This window comes from Virgibacillus sp. GM2-2 (genome assembly GCF_055329585.1).
This window is the reverse complement of sequence record NZ_JBUZWC010000002.1, coordinates 186,436-201,506: the sequence shown is the minus strand read 5'-3', so window position 1 is coordinate 201,506 and position 15,071 is coordinate 186,436. Positions and strand designations below refer to the sequence as shown.

General features: G+C 34.7%; 16 protein-coding genes. 3 read left to right on the top strand and 13 right to left on the bottom strand.

What is annotated here, in order from left to right:
• Nucleotides 1-489 precede the first annotated feature (489 nt).
• The 3 genes from ACY9Z2_RS04740 to ACY9Z2_RS04730 all read right to left on the bottom strand — a co-directional run bounded on the left by ACY9Z2_RS04740 (nucleotide 490) and on the right by ACY9Z2_RS04730 (nucleotide 3,783).
• The gene (locus tag ACY9Z2_RS04740; RefSeq protein WP_463608464.1) at nucleotides 490-2,412 is read right to left on the bottom strand and encodes an LTA synthase family protein; all 1,923 of its coding nucleotides are present in this window, start codon (nucleotides 2,410-2,412) and stop codon (nucleotides 490-492) included.
• A 196-nt stretch (nucleotides 2,413-2,608) separates the two neighbouring features.
• Nucleotides 2,609-3,571, bottom strand: a complete 963-nt coding sequence (locus ACY9Z2_RS04735; protein WP_463608463.1) for an ROK family glucokinase — start codon at nucleotides 3,569-3,571, stop codon at nucleotides 2,609-2,611.
• On the bottom strand, nucleotides 3,571-3,783 hold the full coding sequence (locus ACY9Z2_RS04730) for a YqgQ family protein (RefSeq protein WP_463608462.1): 213 nt from the start codon (nucleotides 3,781-3,783) through the stop codon (nucleotides 3,571-3,573). Before ACY9Z2_RS04730 ends, ACY9Z2_RS04735 begins: the two co-directional genes overlap by 1 nt.
• Nucleotides 3,784-4,114: 331 nt before the next feature.
• On the opposite strand from ACY9Z2_RS04730, the gene ACY9Z2_RS04725 reads away from it, so the two are divergent.
• Nucleotides 4,115-4,966: a hypothetical protein gene (locus tag ACY9Z2_RS04725; protein WP_463608461.1), complete on the top strand. Its 852-nt coding sequence runs from the start codon at nucleotides 4,115-4,117 to the stop codon at nucleotides 4,964-4,966.
• Between the two features lie 39 nt (nucleotides 4,967-5,005).
• Here the strand turns inward: ACY9Z2_RS04725 and ACY9Z2_RS04720 are convergent, their stop codons facing one another.
• The 5 genes from ACY9Z2_RS04720 to rpmG form a co-directional block, all read right to left on the bottom strand.
• Nucleotides 5,006-6,559: a rhomboid family intramembrane serine protease gene (locus tag ACY9Z2_RS04720; protein ID WP_463608460.1), complete on the bottom strand. Its 1,554-nt coding sequence runs from the start codon at nucleotides 6,557-6,559 to the stop codon at nucleotides 5,006-5,008.
• A gap of 111 nt (nucleotides 6,560-6,670) precedes the next feature.
• Nucleotides 6,671-6,853, bottom strand: a complete 183-nt coding sequence (yqgO, locus tag ACY9Z2_RS19640) for a protein YqgO (RefSeq protein ID WP_491737601.1) — start codon at nucleotides 6,851-6,853, stop codon at nucleotides 6,671-6,673.
• Between the two features lie 71 nt (nucleotides 6,854-6,924).
• The gene (locus tag ACY9Z2_RS04715) at nucleotides 6,925-7,938 is read right to left on the bottom strand and encodes a ThiF family adenylyltransferase (RefSeq protein ID WP_463608459.1); all 1,014 of its coding nucleotides are present in this window, start codon (nucleotides 7,936-7,938) and stop codon (nucleotides 6,925-6,927) included.
• Nucleotides 7,939-7,950: 12 nt separating this feature from the next.
• Nucleotides 7,951-8,508, bottom strand: coding sequence for a 5-formyltetrahydrofolate cyclo-ligase (locus ACY9Z2_RS04710; protein WP_463608458.1), 558 nt, complete (start codon nucleotides 8,506-8,508; stop codon nucleotides 7,951-7,953).
• A gap of 196 nt (nucleotides 8,509-8,704) precedes the next feature.
• Nucleotides 8,705-8,854: a 50S ribosomal protein L33 gene (rpmG, locus tag ACY9Z2_RS04705; RefSeq protein ID WP_019377954.1), complete on the bottom strand. Its 150-nt coding sequence runs from the start codon at nucleotides 8,852-8,854 to the stop codon at nucleotides 8,705-8,707.
• A 181-nt stretch (nucleotides 8,855-9,035) separates the two neighbouring features.
• Between rpmG and ACY9Z2_RS04700 the strand changes: the two genes are divergently transcribed.
• Together ACY9Z2_RS04700 and ACY9Z2_RS04695 are read left to right on the top strand one after the other, a co-directional pair.
• A complete protein-coding gene (locus ACY9Z2_RS04700; protein WP_463608457.1) occupies nucleotides 9,036-9,374 on the top strand; it encodes a hypothetical protein in 339 nt (112 codons plus the stop codon).
• Between the two features lie 21 nt (nucleotides 9,375-9,395).
• The gene (locus ACY9Z2_RS04695) at nucleotides 9,396-9,899 is read left to right on the top strand and encodes a hypothetical protein (RefSeq protein WP_463608456.1); all 504 of its coding nucleotides are present in this window, start codon (nucleotides 9,396-9,398) and stop codon (nucleotides 9,897-9,899) included.
• Nucleotides 9,900-10,499: 600 nt separating this feature from the next.
• Here the strand turns inward: ACY9Z2_RS04695 and phoU are convergent.
• The 5 genes from phoU to ACY9Z2_RS04670 all read right to left on the bottom strand — a co-directional run bounded on the left by phoU (nucleotide 10,500) and on the right by ACY9Z2_RS04670 (nucleotide 14,958).
• On the bottom strand, nucleotides 10,500-11,156 hold the full coding sequence (phoU, locus tag ACY9Z2_RS04690) for a phosphate signaling complex protein PhoU (RefSeq protein WP_463608455.1): 657 nt from the start codon (nucleotides 11,154-11,156) through the stop codon (nucleotides 10,500-10,502).
• A 19-nt stretch (nucleotides 11,157-11,175) separates the two neighbouring features.
• Nucleotides 11,176-11,958 carry a phosphate ABC transporter ATP-binding protein PstB gene (gene pstB, locus ACY9Z2_RS04685; RefSeq protein WP_463608519.1) on the bottom strand — a complete coding sequence of 261 codons (783 nt, stop codon included), beginning with the start codon at nucleotides 11,956-11,958 and terminating at the stop codon, nucleotides 11,176-11,178.
• A gap of 60 nt (nucleotides 11,959-12,018) precedes the next feature.
• On the bottom strand, nucleotides 12,019-12,897 hold the full coding sequence (pstA, locus tag ACY9Z2_RS04680) for a phosphate ABC transporter permease PstA (protein WP_463608454.1): 879 nt from the start codon (nucleotides 12,895-12,897) through the stop codon (nucleotides 12,019-12,021).
• 1 nt (nucleotide 12,898) lies between these two features.
• Nucleotides 12,899-13,828, bottom strand: a complete 930-nt coding sequence (gene pstC / locus ACY9Z2_RS04675) for a phosphate ABC transporter permease subunit PstC (RefSeq protein WP_463608453.1) — start codon at nucleotides 13,826-13,828, stop codon at nucleotides 12,899-12,901.
• 182 nt (nucleotides 13,829-14,010) lie between these two features.
• On the bottom strand, nucleotides 14,011-14,958 hold the full coding sequence (locus ACY9Z2_RS04670; protein WP_463608452.1) for a PstS family phosphate ABC transporter substrate-binding protein: 948 nt from the start codon (nucleotides 14,956-14,958) through the stop codon (nucleotides 14,011-14,013).
• Between the last annotated feature and the right edge of the window lie 113 nt (nucleotides 14,959-15,071).

Genomic DNA, 15,071 nt, shown 5'->3' with positions numbered 1-15,071 from the left:
AGTTGTTACCAGATTCATTTATAGGTAAACTGCGAACTAAGCAGGAGGCTAGCGACTATCGGACTGAGGATGCCCTATTTACCTTTTTTGCCTTTATTTTGAGGGTTAACGGACACACGATGCCTTATTCAGCTAAAAAACATGATTTTCAACTGTTTTTACCCAAATAAGGAATCCTGAGTCCGATAACAACCGCATTTACCCTTATTTTTCACAAATAAGGGATCGTGTGTCCGCTAGCTGACATCTTGCATGCAATCATTCCAGTACGCCTGAAAATGTTACTTCACTAGCCTTGCCGCCAGCGGAAATCAACGTTACTGTTACATAAGCATAAATTTTCACTAGTTCACAATTTACTTCAACTGTGGATCTGTCTATACCTTACGTAATGTTCCTTTATTGAATACTCAAACAGTAATCTGATTTTATATATTCATTCTATAAATAAAAGCTAATTCGACAAAATATCGAATTAGCTTTTTTATTTTATTTATCTTCATCAAAATTGATGAATCGGAAAAGGTCACCGTAGACGATTTCATCTGAATATGCCATTTCCTTTTCAACTTTTTTGCCTAATTCCGTACAAGGATTAGTTTGTTCTTCCGTTGAATTCTGGTTGTCTTCCTCTTGACTATTCAATGGTTCGCCAGTTTCACGATTATAACAAATTCCACTTGTAGATACATATTCTTCACTAACATAATCACCGTTTCTAAATGCAATATATCCCTTACGATCGTCAATAAATAATCGGTTACCAAATTGAATATCATTCTCCGCTTTTACTCCGAGTAAACTTAAGAGTGTCGGTTTAATATCAATTTGACCTGCTACTTTAGACATGACTTTACCATTTCCATCACCTGGAATATGAATGAAAAACGGCACTCGTTGTAATTGAATATGATCATAAGGTGTTATTTTTTCTTTTCCTAAATATTGGCTCATTGCACGATTATGGTTCTCACTAATTCCATAATGGTCTCCCATTATTACAATGATCGAGTCTTCATATAGTCCAGCATCCTTAAGTTGTTGGAAAAACTGTTCAATTGCCTCATCTGTATAACGTACCGTAGGAAAATAATTATTTAACGTATTTGAATTTGAATCATATGGTTCTATAGTACGTTCTTCTTCGCTTAATTCAAATGGAAAATGATTAGTTAACGTAATAAACTTTGTATAAAATGGTTGTTCAATCGTTTGTAAATATTTAATCGACTGTTCAAAGAAGGATTTATCCTTTAATCCCCAACCAATTGAATTTTCATCCGTTACTTCATATGCTTCTTCTCCGTAAAAATGATCATAACCTAAGCTTTTATACATTTGATCTCGGTTCCAGAAGCTTTTGTTGTTTGCATGAAAGACGGAAGTGTAATAACCCTCTTGATTAAATAATTCTGGTAGACCGTGATATTCATTTTGACCGTGAGTAAAGAATACGGCTCCTCGAGGTAAAGGATACAATGAATTTTCCATTACAAATTCGGAATCGGATGTTTTACCCTGTTGTGTTTGGTGGTAAAAATTCTCAAAATAATACGTGTCTTCATCATTAACTAAACTGTTTAAAAATGGTGTGATCTCTTCTCCATTAACTTCATTGTTAATGACAAAGCTCTGCACTGATTCTGCGGAAATAAAAATAATATTTTTTCCTTCTGCAGCACCAAACATATTGGATTTTTCATCACTTTTAACTTCTGTCTCAACATACTTTTTAATTTCAGGAATCTCATTACCGTCAGCGAATACGCGTTGTGTTTTAACTTTTGAGTGAACGGCTAAATCATAAATATGGTAATTAAATAATCCGATATTTTTGACCAAATATTCACGATCAAATGCACGTGTGAACAGTTGTGGACGCTCCATCTCAGCGAGGAAGAAATTTCCCGCTAGAAGCATTAGTGACATTGCTAATGCAAATACTTTACCACTTCTTGGATAACTTACTGTAACTTTTGTTTGTTTCTTTTTGCTTAAATACCAAATAATTACTAAATCGGTTAATAACAAAATATCATACGCTTTTATTAACGTTAATATACTGCCACCTAAATCTCCCATATTACTTGCTTGGAATAACTGGGGAATGGTAATAAAGTCAGTAAACGAACGATAGAATACTAGGTTAAAGTAAATAATGATAGTCCCAATTAACGCGGTGTATCGTATAAATTTCATTTGACGATTTTGATTTTTAAACCATACACTGATCGCAAATACTAAAAATGCAGATACAAAAGGATTAATAAATAATATAAGCTCTTGCATGGAGTTTTCTAATTCAATACTGAATAGAAAACGATAAACAATATATGTTTTCAACCCAAATAATACCGTTGCAATAATATATAGTGGTATTTTGGCTCGTTTTAAATTTAAATTCATATTCATATAAGTTCCTCCTAAATAAAGCACAACTCAACTACTTTTCTTTAAATACCCGAAAAAAATTTTTACAAACCATTTATATTTTTTTACCCTATATGATATGACGTTTTATCTATACAAAAAGTTTCAATTAATTTTACATTATCTTAATATATATTTACTAATCTTCGAAATTAGTAGTTTAAGCAATGAATAATTTCTACATTTCATTCATTATTTTATCTTTAACAAGAAAAGCGGCTCCATAAATTCCTGCATCATTACCAAGTTTTGCTGTTTCAATGTCACAGACATCAGTCAACCGTTCCAACGCGAATCGATTAAAGGAATGTTGAATCGCGTCTAACAACGGCTTGCCTGCTTTTGACACACCGCCACCGATAACAATTTTTGATGGATTTACGATTGTAGCTATATTGGAAAGTACTAGGCCAAGAACATCACCTGTACGTTTAATTATTCGTAAACAATCGGAATCTCCAGTACGTGCAAGATCGAATACATCCTTTGCAGTAATAACTCCATTTTCTTGAAATGTGCTCGCTAAATTACTCAATGGCTTAGTATCGATGATTTCCATGGCTTGTTTGGCAATACCGGTAGCTGATGCAACCGTTTCTAGACAACCATTTTTGCCACAGTTGCATGGATAGCCATCTGGATCAACTGTTATATGACCGATTTCTCCAGCAGTACCATTTATCCCAGTTAACAACTCGCCATTAGCTATAATTCCGCCACCAACACCAGTTCCAAGCGTTATCGCTACAAAGTTTTCTTCCTGGTTTCCAGACCCCATCCAATTTTCACCCAATGCTGCAAGGTTGGCATCGTTTCCGACAAAGACAGGAAGATTCAACTGTTCGCCCAGTTCTTTACCAAGATCTACATTTTTCCAACCAATATTGACGCCTTCTTCAACTGTGCCAGAACCATCAACAATAAACCCGGGTGCACCGACTCCAACGCCCATAATTGAACGAATATCTAGCTGGTTGTTTTTTTCTTTAATTGATCGCGCTATATCAGGTATGATCCCCACACCATTATCCACCTTGTTAGTAGGTATCTCATATTTATCTAATAAATCTCCGCTGGCCGTAAAAAATCCAATTTTAATTGTTGTTCCACCAATATCGACTCCAATTAGAACACTATTCATTATTGACTCGCACCCTTTTCATTCTTTACTATTCTAGCTTCTTTCCTCAGAATCAAAGTAGCCATTTGGTATTCTTTAGTCGTAATAAATTCGTTCTTATATAGTTCGTTTATTTCATCTAACATAAGCTCAAGATCAGCTAACCGATCACCTATATAAATGAAGGTCCCAAACTTTTTCAGTATTTGTTGCACATCATATACCGTATTCATAACTATCTCCTTAGAAAACTTTGCTTATCGCGAAGCTTTTATGGCGAAAGCCTTAGTTGCCCTTATACTGATATCCATAAAACGTATACTTTCCTATCAGTGAAATAAATTATTCTCTAATTCTCAAAAAATAGTCTTGTAACCTCAATATTATACCATGAATTAAAAATACCTCAAAATATGATAATACATTGTTTCTGTACACTGAATACTTATATCACTGCAGTTCAATACAGGAATAAGTTACCTTCAATTTTTTAGAAATTGCACATATTTATCATGAGTTAATCATACACCTTAATAAGACAACCTATTATAGAAGGATGACGCTATGAAAAAGTTTATGACATTCATCATTATATGTTTACTAAGTATTTCAATTGTTTTTTTATATCAAGCAAAAATGGAATCAATACCAAGTATTAGCTTCTTCCCAATTGCTAAAGAAGCAAGTTTTGCCGATGCACAAACGACGCTAAGTATTACTTCTTCTGATAGCCGAGATAAATATAGTCTTTCGTGGAACACATCATCAAGAAGTGATAAAAGCATGTATCTCAGACAAGATGTCTCATTACTCTATAAAAATGGCAAACTGCTAGGGGCTTTAAGTAAATGGCATGAAGAAGAAGATACTATTCAATTAAGAGAAACGATTGAAACAATGGGGACAAGCTATTTTCAAACCATTTCGTTCCATCACGGTGAACTCCATTACCAAAATGGATCAATTAAAAGCATTCAAAAAATGACTAATGATAGTTTGTTTGTAATACAAAACCCATCTGGAGAAATTCGTTCATTTCACAAACCAGAAACAACAAAAGATATAAAGTGGGAAAAATCACTTACCGCTCAGACATCCCAAACCTTGCTTTATCATTGGAATAAGCTGCTTCAACATTATCAAATTAGTAAAGAAGATTATTTACTCGTACCATTCACTGAATTATATCAATATGAAAGTAAACCGATCCCCTCTATGACACAGGAGCAAACCGACCAAATTATTGGTCAGTTATGGGAAGGATTATACGTAAATTATATCGTTCCAATCACATCTGAAAACAAGGGAGTATCTAGCTTTGTTCCCATTATTTTATTTAGTAAGAAAAACGAACATCTACTTGTTTTATTCGAGTTAAACGGTAAAAAACACAGACTTATACAACAATATAAATAACGAAACGTCATATAGCTTTTTTTGCTATATGACGTTTCGTTATTCGACATTTTCTCCAGTAATTTTTTCGTACAGTTGTATATACGACTTATCTTCAGGCTTGAGTTCATATGCTTTTTTTACAATGGTTTTTGCCTTCTTTACTTCTCCTTGATTATAATAAAGCATGGCTAAATTATAATAGGCCTCCGGCAACTCACTATCCTGTTCTACTTCTACAATTTTTTCAAGATCCTCGATTGCCTCTGAAACCTTACCCAATTCTATATAAGCATATGAACGTTGAAATAATAGTGCTTCCCTTAAATCGCCAGGGTTTTCAAGTCCACTAGAAGCGATGTCCACTACTTCTTTATATTTATCTTGTACTAACAATTTTTCAATTTGCGTTAGTTTATAGACAGGACTATCTGCATTTTGTTGCATACCGAACATTCCCAGACCGATTATTATTCCAACATATAAGATTAACGCTCCAATCTGAATGCCAATATGTTTTCTTTTTGGTAAAAATACGATTAATGATGCTATGAATCCAGTTACTAACCCACCGATATGTGCTCCGTTATCGATTTGCGGCAAGGTAAATCCAAATACTAAATTAAATCCAATTAATACGATAATCCCTTTCCCCATCGTTTGGAAAAAAAGTTTTTTGTTCATCAACCCAAATAACAGTATTGCACCAAATAATCCGAATAGTGCCCCTGAAGCTCCCGCTGAAACATTAGAGGTAAAAGCAAAACTTGCTAATCCGCCACCTATTCCAGCCAATATATAAATGATAATAAAACGCAGCGAACCAAATATTCGTTCAACAGTAGCACCTAGGTAATATAAAGCGAGCATATTCATAAATAAATGCAATAAACCAATGTGTAAAAACATCGAGGAGATAATTCTCCACCACTCACCATCAACAATCGCAGGGTTATATTTTGCACCGTATTGTATTAATGTATCTGTAGACGTGCTATTTCCGACGAACTCAAGAAAAATAAAAATAAGAATATTGATTGCAAGTAAGCAGTATGTTAAAAAAGGCTTCCCATATGAGAAGACTGATTTTATTTCTTTTCTTTTTGTATGAAGCATATGGCTACATTTATTTTTCAAATGATGAATTTCCGCTTTCTTTTCCTCTTCTGAATACTCACTTGTGGGGATCTTTAATGCTAGCTGAAGGTCTTGATTTAATCGAGCAAGTTCAACATTTTGATCTTCATTATCAAGGTAGTAAACTTTCATCTTTATTGGCTTTCTTTCTTTTAGTTGCATTGGTCTTTTCAATGTTTCCCATTCACCTACTGGAGGCTGGGTTGTTACATAGACATTCTTTATCTCTATATTTTTTCCGATAAGCATTCGCTTGATTACTTTTGTTCGTTGAAATGCTAAAGCGACATCCTTTTTTAAATCGTTCATCCAGTAAAATTCTTTATGTACTAATCGAATTACATAAGAGGTTTTATCTATATATTTTTCTAACCATATTTCCTCGGCCTTCTCATTCATATCAAGAATTTCGTAGTTCTCGTTTTCCATTAGCTGTGCAGCTAGTGAATATAGGATATGCTGTTCATTTACATACATGTAATTTCCTCCCCAATGACCATCATATCAAATTCATCACTTATTTTCTTCCAATAATCGTTTTTGACTAAATAAAAAAGGTAGCTGTGCATAACAACTACCTTAACGACTTTACACGTTTGACGATTTAGTGAACAAATTGGACATAAATTTGTTCTTTATTGATGGCATGTTCATTGTTATCATTACTCCTAGCTTACGTAGAACACTTACCGCCAAAAACATATTCAATAATTTATATCGCCATTTATATATAGCCAACATAGCCGACAACACAATCCCAAATATCACCATAATTCTCATTTGAACACCCTATTTCTGTATTGTAGTGTTCTTAGTTTTTTCAGGTATTCATTAATTATACATTAGGATCCAATGTATCGATCATACCACGATCTTGCCTTTACAATATCTTCAGTGCCTTGAACCAATACACGTCCGTCAGAAAATAACACGAATGTAATTCCTTCTGTAAATTTTGCTTTTAATAAAAATGGTGTCATTTTTACGGAGGAAATTACGGATAACTTTTCCTTCCATTTATGCAAGTCTAAAGTTTGTTTCTGATGAATTTGTACTGTGTTCCTTCCACATAATACTGTTTCTATATCTTTAGCTGTTTTTTTTAATGCAGGATACTCTCTTTTTTGGCAAGTAGGGCAATCAGGATTAAAGGATGTCAAACGCATATCATACTGATGGTTATACCATATATCAAATGTTCGAAGTGTGTTATGTAAAGCATTACTGTTCCCAGTTATATATTTTAATGTTTCCGTTACTTGTAAGGATGAAACAATGTCTACAGCTGGACTAATAACCCCCACCGTGTCGCATGTTTGACCATCGTTCGATGACGTTGGGACTAAACAACGTAAGCATGGAGTCTTGCCCGGAATGAAAAATGCATTCATTCCTCTGGAACTAACAACACCACCGTATGAAAATGGAATTCCCATTTTGAAACAATAATCATTCAACATATATCGTGTTGATAGGTTGTCTGTTCCATCTAGTATAACATTAACTCCACTAGCAATTTCCTTAATATTATCAGCTGTTACATTTCCTACAACAGCTTCAATCTGAACAGCGCTATTAATTTTCTCCAGTTTATTTTTAGCGGCAATTGATTTCGGCAACGATTGTTTTACGTCTTGTTCATCAAACAACATTTGTCGCTGTAAATTAGAGATTTCGACATAGTCACGGTCTACTATACGGACTTTACCTACACCTGCACGAACCAAGTGATTACAAATGACGGTCCCAAGTGCGCCAATCCCGACTACAAGTACACTACTATTTTGAATTTTCTCCTGACCATCCTCACCTATGGGGTGGAATAATAGTTGTCTTGCGTATCGATTAGATTCCAAAAAAGAACCCTCCTATTTTAGTAATCCATCTTCGGTAATAATTGTTTGAACTGGAATATCAAATGGTTCTCTTGGTAACGTTTCAGTCACTTGTTCCTTAGAAACAAGTGAAACAGTTTTACCTGAAAAGTTTTCTAAAAAACGATCATAATAACCTCCACCAAATCCGATTCGATATCCCTCATTATCAAACAGTAGACCCGGCACGATGAGTAAATCAATATTCGTCTTATCGGTTACCTGGGAAGTATCGGGATTTGGTTCCTTTAGATTAAAATAAACGACTTCTAGTTGATCAAATGTATGTAATTGGTAGAAAGTCAACTTTTTTTCAGATGGCTTACATTTTGGTACGGAAATTTTTTTCTCAGCCTGCCATGCCGCCTCAATAATAACTGTTGTATCCCATTCAAACCCTTGCGATATTGTAACCCCTATGGATTTAGATCGTTGCCATATAGAAGAATGGATTAAATTGTATAAAAGCTTATTTTCAATTGCTCGTTTTTCGTCTGGTGCTAAAGACTTTAAGTAGGTAATTGTTTTTTTTCGTAGTGTTGATTTATCCATAAGCTACCCTCTTTTTAAAAATTATATATACTAAGTATAACGTAATTTTATCTATCATCGTTAGAAAAACTCTTCATTCGACTCGTCCTTAACATTGAATGTCGAAGTTTTTTTATTCGGCCCACCAGAATCTATACTTCCTGACGTTATAAATAAAACCCTTCTCCATTTAGGAAAAGGGTTTTATTTACATACATTATTTAGTTTCACGGTGAAGTGTATGTTTTTTAAGACGTGGGCAGTACTTTTTAAGCTCAATACGTTCAGGATTAGTTCGTTTATTTTTTGTAGTGATATAGTTACGATCGCCAGTTTCAGTACAAGCTAATGTTATATTTACGCGCATGATTTTCCCTCCAAACTTTCAATAAACTTGCAATGTAGAATTTCATAAATACTTGTCAGACTTAATTATAATACCAAATAATTAGGAATCAATCAAGAATGAATCAGGGAAAAATTTTCAGTTTTAACTTTTATCATTTCTATGGTATAAATAATATTGTATATGAAATGGAGGTACACATATGATTTATGTAATTTCGACAATTTTAATAGTAGCCGTAGTTTTGTTTATACTATCATTCTTGATGAACGACAAGTTTAAAGACTTGGAAGATCAGTTAGAACAACACTCAATGTCCACCATGCAGGATACATATCAGATGAAAAAGAAAATTAAAATTCTTGAAGAAGAATTACTTACAAATGATTTATCTGATGACCTATTTCAAAAAGGTAGTCAAAGTACTGAAACAGATAAGAAAATTGTTCAGCTGCATGAAAAAGGATATTCGATTCAAGAGATTACAGAATTGACGAAACTCAGCACGTACGATGTACAAGCTATATTACGAAACTATTAAACTATAAGTAAGGAGATCACTATGAAACAACCTGTTCGCGCATTTTCAGTCGGCCTGTTCACTGCTGGTATTATCTTACTAGCTGTATTCCTCATTTTTGAAAAGCCTAACGGCAATGAAAATACTATGTCCCAGCAAGATATGATTGCTTCTTTGGAAGAGGATGGAATGCAGGTATTGAGTGAAGAAGAATACATCTCACTTTCTGTCAACGATGATAGTAAAAGCAAAAGTGAAGAAAAGTCCTCGACCGAAACCAATAAGGAAGAAGAATCTACTAAAGAAGAAGATAATACTCAAGAACAGCAGGAACAAGAGGTCAAAACATTTACCTTAACAATTGAACCAGGATTAGCATCTTCTTCAATAAGTACGATATTAGAAGAAAATGGAATTATTGATAGCGCTAGTGAATTTAATCAGTATTTAGAAGAAAACAATTATAGTCAATATGTTCAAATTGGTGAATTCGAATTAAACACAGATATGACGTATAACGAAGTTGCAGAAACGATTACAAATTAAAAAAGTAGTGCACGGTAGTAAAATACCATGCACTACTTTTTTTAAGTTCGTTTTTCGTAAACAATTTCGTCATTAAAGAATATTGCGAACTAGTGAAAATTTACGCTTATGTAACAGTAACGCTGATTTCCTCTACGGTCAAGGCTAATGAAGAAACATTTTCAGGCGTACTGGAAAGATTGCATGCAGAATGTCAGCTAGCGGACACACGATTCCTTATTTGTGAAGAATAAGGGTAAATGCGGTTGTTATCGGACTCAGGATTCCTTATTTGGATAAAAACAGTTGAAAATCATGTTTTTTAGCTGAATAAGGCATCGTGTGTCCGTTAATCCTCAAAATAAAGGTAAAAAAGGTAAATAAGGCATCCTCAGTCCGATACCAAGCAGTCGCTAGCCCCCTGCTTAGCTCACACTTTACGGATACTGTGAAAAAATTCACTTATTATTAAAATAAAACTACCAGTAGAGAATTTGAAATGAGCGGACACCAGAGCCCTTATTCGAACAAAATAAGGGCTTCTGTGTCCGCTAACTAGCAGCGCCTAGCCACCATGTTACATTCGTAGTTTATAGATGTTGCGTAATTACAGTAATCTTATTAATTATTTAAATCATACCGTTTCCCTTTGACTAAATAAATAATAGCCTCTGAGATGTTCGTTGCATGGTCTGCTACGCGTTCGAGATAACGGCAAATGAATGATAGTTGAATAATTTGTGCAATATAGTCTGGGTTTTTAGTCATGAGCCCCATTAACTCTTCTACAAGGCCACCATACATTTTATCTACCTGATCATCTTTTTGCGCTACATCCCTTGCTTTATATATATCTTCCTCATTAAACGCAAGTAAAATATCATCAATCATTTGTTTTGTAAGGTCTGCCATTTGCGGTACTTTTACCAGTGGTTCCACGAATGGTTGTTCACCGATGCGAATAACGGATTTAGCAATATTCACAGCTAGATCACCAATCCGTTCAATGTCGGTTGTAACCTTCATTACTGCAATGATTTTTCTTAAATCTGTTGCTAAAGGTTGTTCTTTTGCAATTAACCATGTTGCATTTTCATTTATATCCTCTTCTAACGTGTTGATTCTATTGTCATCATCAATAACTTGTAACGCAAGATCTACATTTTGATTTTCTAGCGCTTGGATAGATTGATCTAGCGCAGATTTTGCCATTTCTCCAAGTTGCATTAGCTGGGACTTTAAATCTTCTAATTGTTCTTCAAAATTTTCTCTTGTCAACTTACTCCACCCCCAAGTTTTATCCAAATCTACCGGTAATATAATCCTCTGTACGTTTGTCAGTTGGATTAGAGAATAATTTATCCGTTTCACTATACTCCACTATTTCACCATTTAAGAAAAATGCAGTTCGATCAGAAATACGTGCTGCTTGTTGCATATTGTGCGTTACAATTACAATACTGTATTCTTTCTTAAGTTCCTGGACAAGCTCTTCCACTTTCAAAGTCGAGATTGGATCTAGTGCAGATGTTGGTTCGTCCATTAAAATAACTTCTGGTTCAATTGCTAAGCATCTAGCAATACACAAACGTTGCTGTTGTCCTCCAGATAAACCAAATGCGTTCTCGTTTAATCGATCCTTTACTTCTTCCCAAAGCGCAGCACCTTTAAGACTTTTCTCTACAATTTGATCCAACGTGCTTTTCTTTTTAATTCCGTGAATTTTTGGTCCGTATGCTACATTTTCATAAATAGACTTAGGAAATGGATTTGGTTTTTGGAATACCATACCCACATTCGTTCGAAGTTCTTCAACCTTATATTTAGGATCAAAAATATTTTTATCATTATAAATGATACTACCTGCCATATTTACAGATGGAACTAATTCTACCATGCGATTCAACGCTTTAATAAAAGTTGATTTACCACACCCAGATGGTCCGATAATAGCAGTAACCTGATTAGATGGTATATCCAATTGCAGTTCCTTTAATGCTTGTTTTTCTCCATACCATAGATTAAAATTTTGAACCGAATAAATTGTTTTACTTTTTATTTCCGAATCTGAATTCATCATTCCAATAATAGGCACACGATTTTGTTCCTTAACTTTACTCATAGGTGTAATCCTCCTAGATTAGTATCGTTTTGAAAATTTATTTCGAATAAATACCGCTATTGAATTCATGATAATTAACATAACCAGTAATACGATAATTCCAGCTGCAGCTGCAATTTGGAACTCTTCTTGTGGTCTACTAGTCCAGTTAAATATTTGAATTGGCATAACGGTAAATGCAGACCAAATACTTTCTGGAAGAAATGCAATAAACGTTATTGCTCCAATCATCAACAATGGAGCTGTTTCACCAATTGCTCTTGATAATGCTAAAATACCACCAGTTAGTATACCTGGTATAGCAGCTGGAAGAATCACGCGTCGAATGGTTTGCCATTTGGTTGCACCCATTGCATATGAAGCTTCATATTGATCATTTGGAATCGCACGGATTGCCTCTTGAGCGGCTACTACAATGATTGGTAATATAAGCAGACTTAACGTCAATCCTCCTGCTAGTACACTTCTTCCCATCTCAAGTAATCGAACAAAAATGGTTAAACCCAGTAACCCAAACACAACAGATGGGACACCAGCAAGGTTGGAAATGTTCGTTTGGATAAACCTGGTCCATCGATTCTTTTTTGCGTATTCCTCTAAATAAATCGCAGTACCAACACCTAAGATAAGCGATACGGGAGCAGTAACTAACATTAACCATAACGACCCTACAATGGCAGCTTTAATTCCAGCCTCTTCAGGAAACCTGGATGCAAAACTGGTTAAGAAACTCCAATCTAAATAGCCTATACCTTGCGTAAAAACACGAATTAATAGTGTTGCAAGCACAACAATTCCAAACATCGTTGCAAGGAAGAAAAGCCATTTAATGATTTGATTTTTTACTAAACGTTTTCCTGTAGCATGATGTACAGCTTTTTTATCAATTAATTGCATATTAATATTCCTCCCTAAAGCGTCGAGAAATGTATTGTGCCAATAAATTCATTAACAGTGTGAAAATAAATAATGTCATACCAACTGCATAGATACTGTAATAAATAGTTGAACCATATCCAGCGTCACCAAGACTAACTTGAACAATATAAGCTGTCATCGTCTGAATTGATTCCGTCACATCTAAGGTAAACTTAGGTGTTGACCCAGCAGCAACGGCAACAATCATCGTTTCTCCGATTGCTCTAGAAATTCCTAGTACAAATGATGCGATAATACCAGATAAAGCTGCAGGAAGTACCACTTTTACTGCTACTTCTAATCTCGTGGCACCCATTGCTAGAGCACCTTCACGTATTGAGTTCGGAACCGAATTCATCGCATCCTCAGATAGAGAAGCAATCATTGGAATAATCATAATACCTACAACAATCCCTGCACTTAACGCATTAAAAATAGGAAGTTCTGCAAATATATTTTTTAAAAGGGGGGTAACAAATGTAAGTGCAAAGAACCCATATACAATTGTAGGTACACCAGCTAACACTTCTAAAATCGGCTTTATTATTTTTCTAACCTTCACAGATGCATATTCACTTAAATAAATTGCTGAAGCAAGTCCTATTGGAATAGAAACTGCCATAGCGATTACGGTAATTAGTAACGTTCCAGATATTAATGAAAGAACACCATATGCGGAAGCTTCATCAGCAAATGGATACCACTCTGTACTTGTTATAAACTCCACGAAAGATACCCGATTAAAGAACGTAATTGTTTCAACAAGCAGTGTAAAAACAATACCGATTGTTGTTAAAACCGAAATAATTGCACAGATTAAAAAGATCATCGGTGCTGCTTTTTCGGAAAACTGTAGTAAAGAGCGATTTGATTTATTTTCTTTTATCATCTCTCGAACTGACTTTGACATAACGATCCTCCCCGACTAAAACACGCAGGAATGTGAGGAAACTATAAGCTATTTCCCCACACTGAAATACTGCTATTATTTTTTTTAGAAAACTTGGCTTATCGTCAATCCCTTATGACGAAAGCCTTAGTTGCACTTATGCAGTAAGAAAGGATTTATACTTTCTGACCTGCCAACATAAGCTATTTTCCTGCTATTTCATCCAATTTCTTCAATTGTTCTTCGTACACACTATCTGGTAATGCTACGTATCCAACTGCTTCAGCCATTTTACCAGCGTTCTGAAGTGTATACTTAGTGAATTCATAAACTGCTTCATCCTTTAGTGCTTCATGCTTTACGTAAATATAGAGAGGTCTTGATAATGGTTCATATTTACCTGATTGAATTGTTTCTTGACTAGGTGTTACAGCCTCTCCTTCTTTATTCACAATTGGAACTACTTTCAGCTCATCTTTATTTTCAAGGTAGTAAGCAAATCCAAAGTAGCCGATTGCATGTTTTGTACCAGTTACACCTTGAACAAGTACGTTATCATCTTCAGATAGGGCAGCGTCTTTACGAATTTGTGCTCCTTCTAAAACTACTTCATCGAAATAATCAAATGTTCCAGAATCAGCCCCTGGACTAAAGAACTTTATTTCTTCTTCTGGCCATCCTTTACGAACATCAGCCCACGTTTCTACATTTCCACCTTCAGACCACATTTTGTTTAATTCTTCAATTGTAAGTTGGTCAACCCAGTCATTTTGTTTATTAACAACAACTGATAAACCATCTAGTGCCAATTTAAATTCTGTATACTCAATACCTGCTTCTTCTAATGCTTTCTTTTCTTCCTCTTTTATTGGACGTGATGCATTAGAAATATCTGTTTCACCAGCGATGAATTTTTCAAATCCTCCACCAGTACCAGAAACTCCAATAGTTGCTCGCACATCTGGGTTTTCTTTAGAGTATTCCTCAGCTACTGCTTCCATTATTGGGAAAACTGTAGATGATCCATCTACCATGACTTTTTTTGTACCTTCTTCTGCTGCTGATCCACTGCCATCACCATTTCCACATGCAACAGTGAACACAGCAAGTAATAACAAAATTGCAACTAATACGATAGACCTTGACTTCATTTGAAAGCCCCCTAAATGTTTGTATTATTACCTTACAAATCACATTGTACAGTGGGACTATTAAGCTAGTATTAATTGAATGTAAAGGTTATGTAAATTTGCAAGTTTAGTGG

What these genes read in the sequence shown, in the direction of transcription:
- ACY9Z2_RS04670 (WP_463608452.1), bottom strand. Translation starts at nt 14,958, where the DNA reads ATGAAGTCAAGGTCTATCGTATTAGTTGCAATTTTGTTATTACTTGCT.
- rpmG (WP_019377954.1), bottom strand. Translation starts at nt 8,854, where the DNA reads ATGCGCGTAAATATAACATTAGCTTGTACTGAAACTGGCGATCGTAAC.
- ACY9Z2_RS04730 (WP_463608462.1), bottom strand. Translation starts at nt 3,783, where the DNA reads ATGAATACGGTATATGATGTGCAACAAATACTGAAAAAGTTTGGGACC.
- pstB (WP_463608519.1), bottom strand. Translation starts at nt 11,958, where the DNA reads ATGATGAATTCAGATTCGGAAATAAAAAGTAAAACAATTTATTCGGTT.
- ACY9Z2_RS04725 (WP_463608461.1), top strand. Translation starts at nt 4,115, where the DNA reads ATGAAAAAGTTTATGACATTCATCATTATATGTTTACTAAGTATTTCA.
- pstC (WP_463608453.1), bottom strand. Translation starts at nt 13,828, where the DNA reads ATGTCAAAGTCAGTTCGAGAGATGATAAAAGAAAATAAATCAAATCGC.
- pstA (WP_463608454.1), bottom strand. Translation starts at nt 12,897, where the DNA reads ATGCAATTAATTGATAAAAAAGCTGTACATCATGCTACAGGAAAACGT.
- ACY9Z2_RS04695 (WP_463608456.1), top strand. Translation starts at nt 9,396, where the DNA reads ATGAAACAACCTGTTCGCGCATTTTCAGTCGGCCTGTTCACTGCTGGT.
- ACY9Z2_RS04700 (WP_463608457.1), top strand. Translation starts at nt 9,036, where the DNA reads ATGATTTATGTAATTTCGACAATTTTAATAGTAGCCGTAGTTTTGTTT.
- ACY9Z2_RS04740 (WP_463608464.1), bottom strand. Translation starts at nt 2,412, where the DNA reads ATGAATATGAATTTAAATTTAAAACGAGCCAAAATACCACTATATATT.
- ACY9Z2_RS04720 (WP_463608460.1), bottom strand. Translation starts at nt 6,559, where the DNA reads ATGTATGTAAATGAACAGCATATCCTATATTCACTAGCTGCACAGCTA.
- ACY9Z2_RS04710 (WP_463608458.1), bottom strand. Translation starts at nt 8,508, where the DNA reads ATGGATAAATCAACACTACGAAAAAAAACAATTACCTACTTAAAGTCT.
- ACY9Z2_RS04735 (WP_463608463.1), bottom strand. Translation starts at nt 3,571, where the DNA reads ATGAATAGTGTTCTAATTGGAGTCGATATTGGTGGAACAACAATTAAA.
- yqgO (WP_491737601.1), bottom strand. Translation starts at nt 6,853, where the DNA reads ATGGTGATATTTGGGATTGTGTTGTCGGCTATGTTGGCTATATATAAA.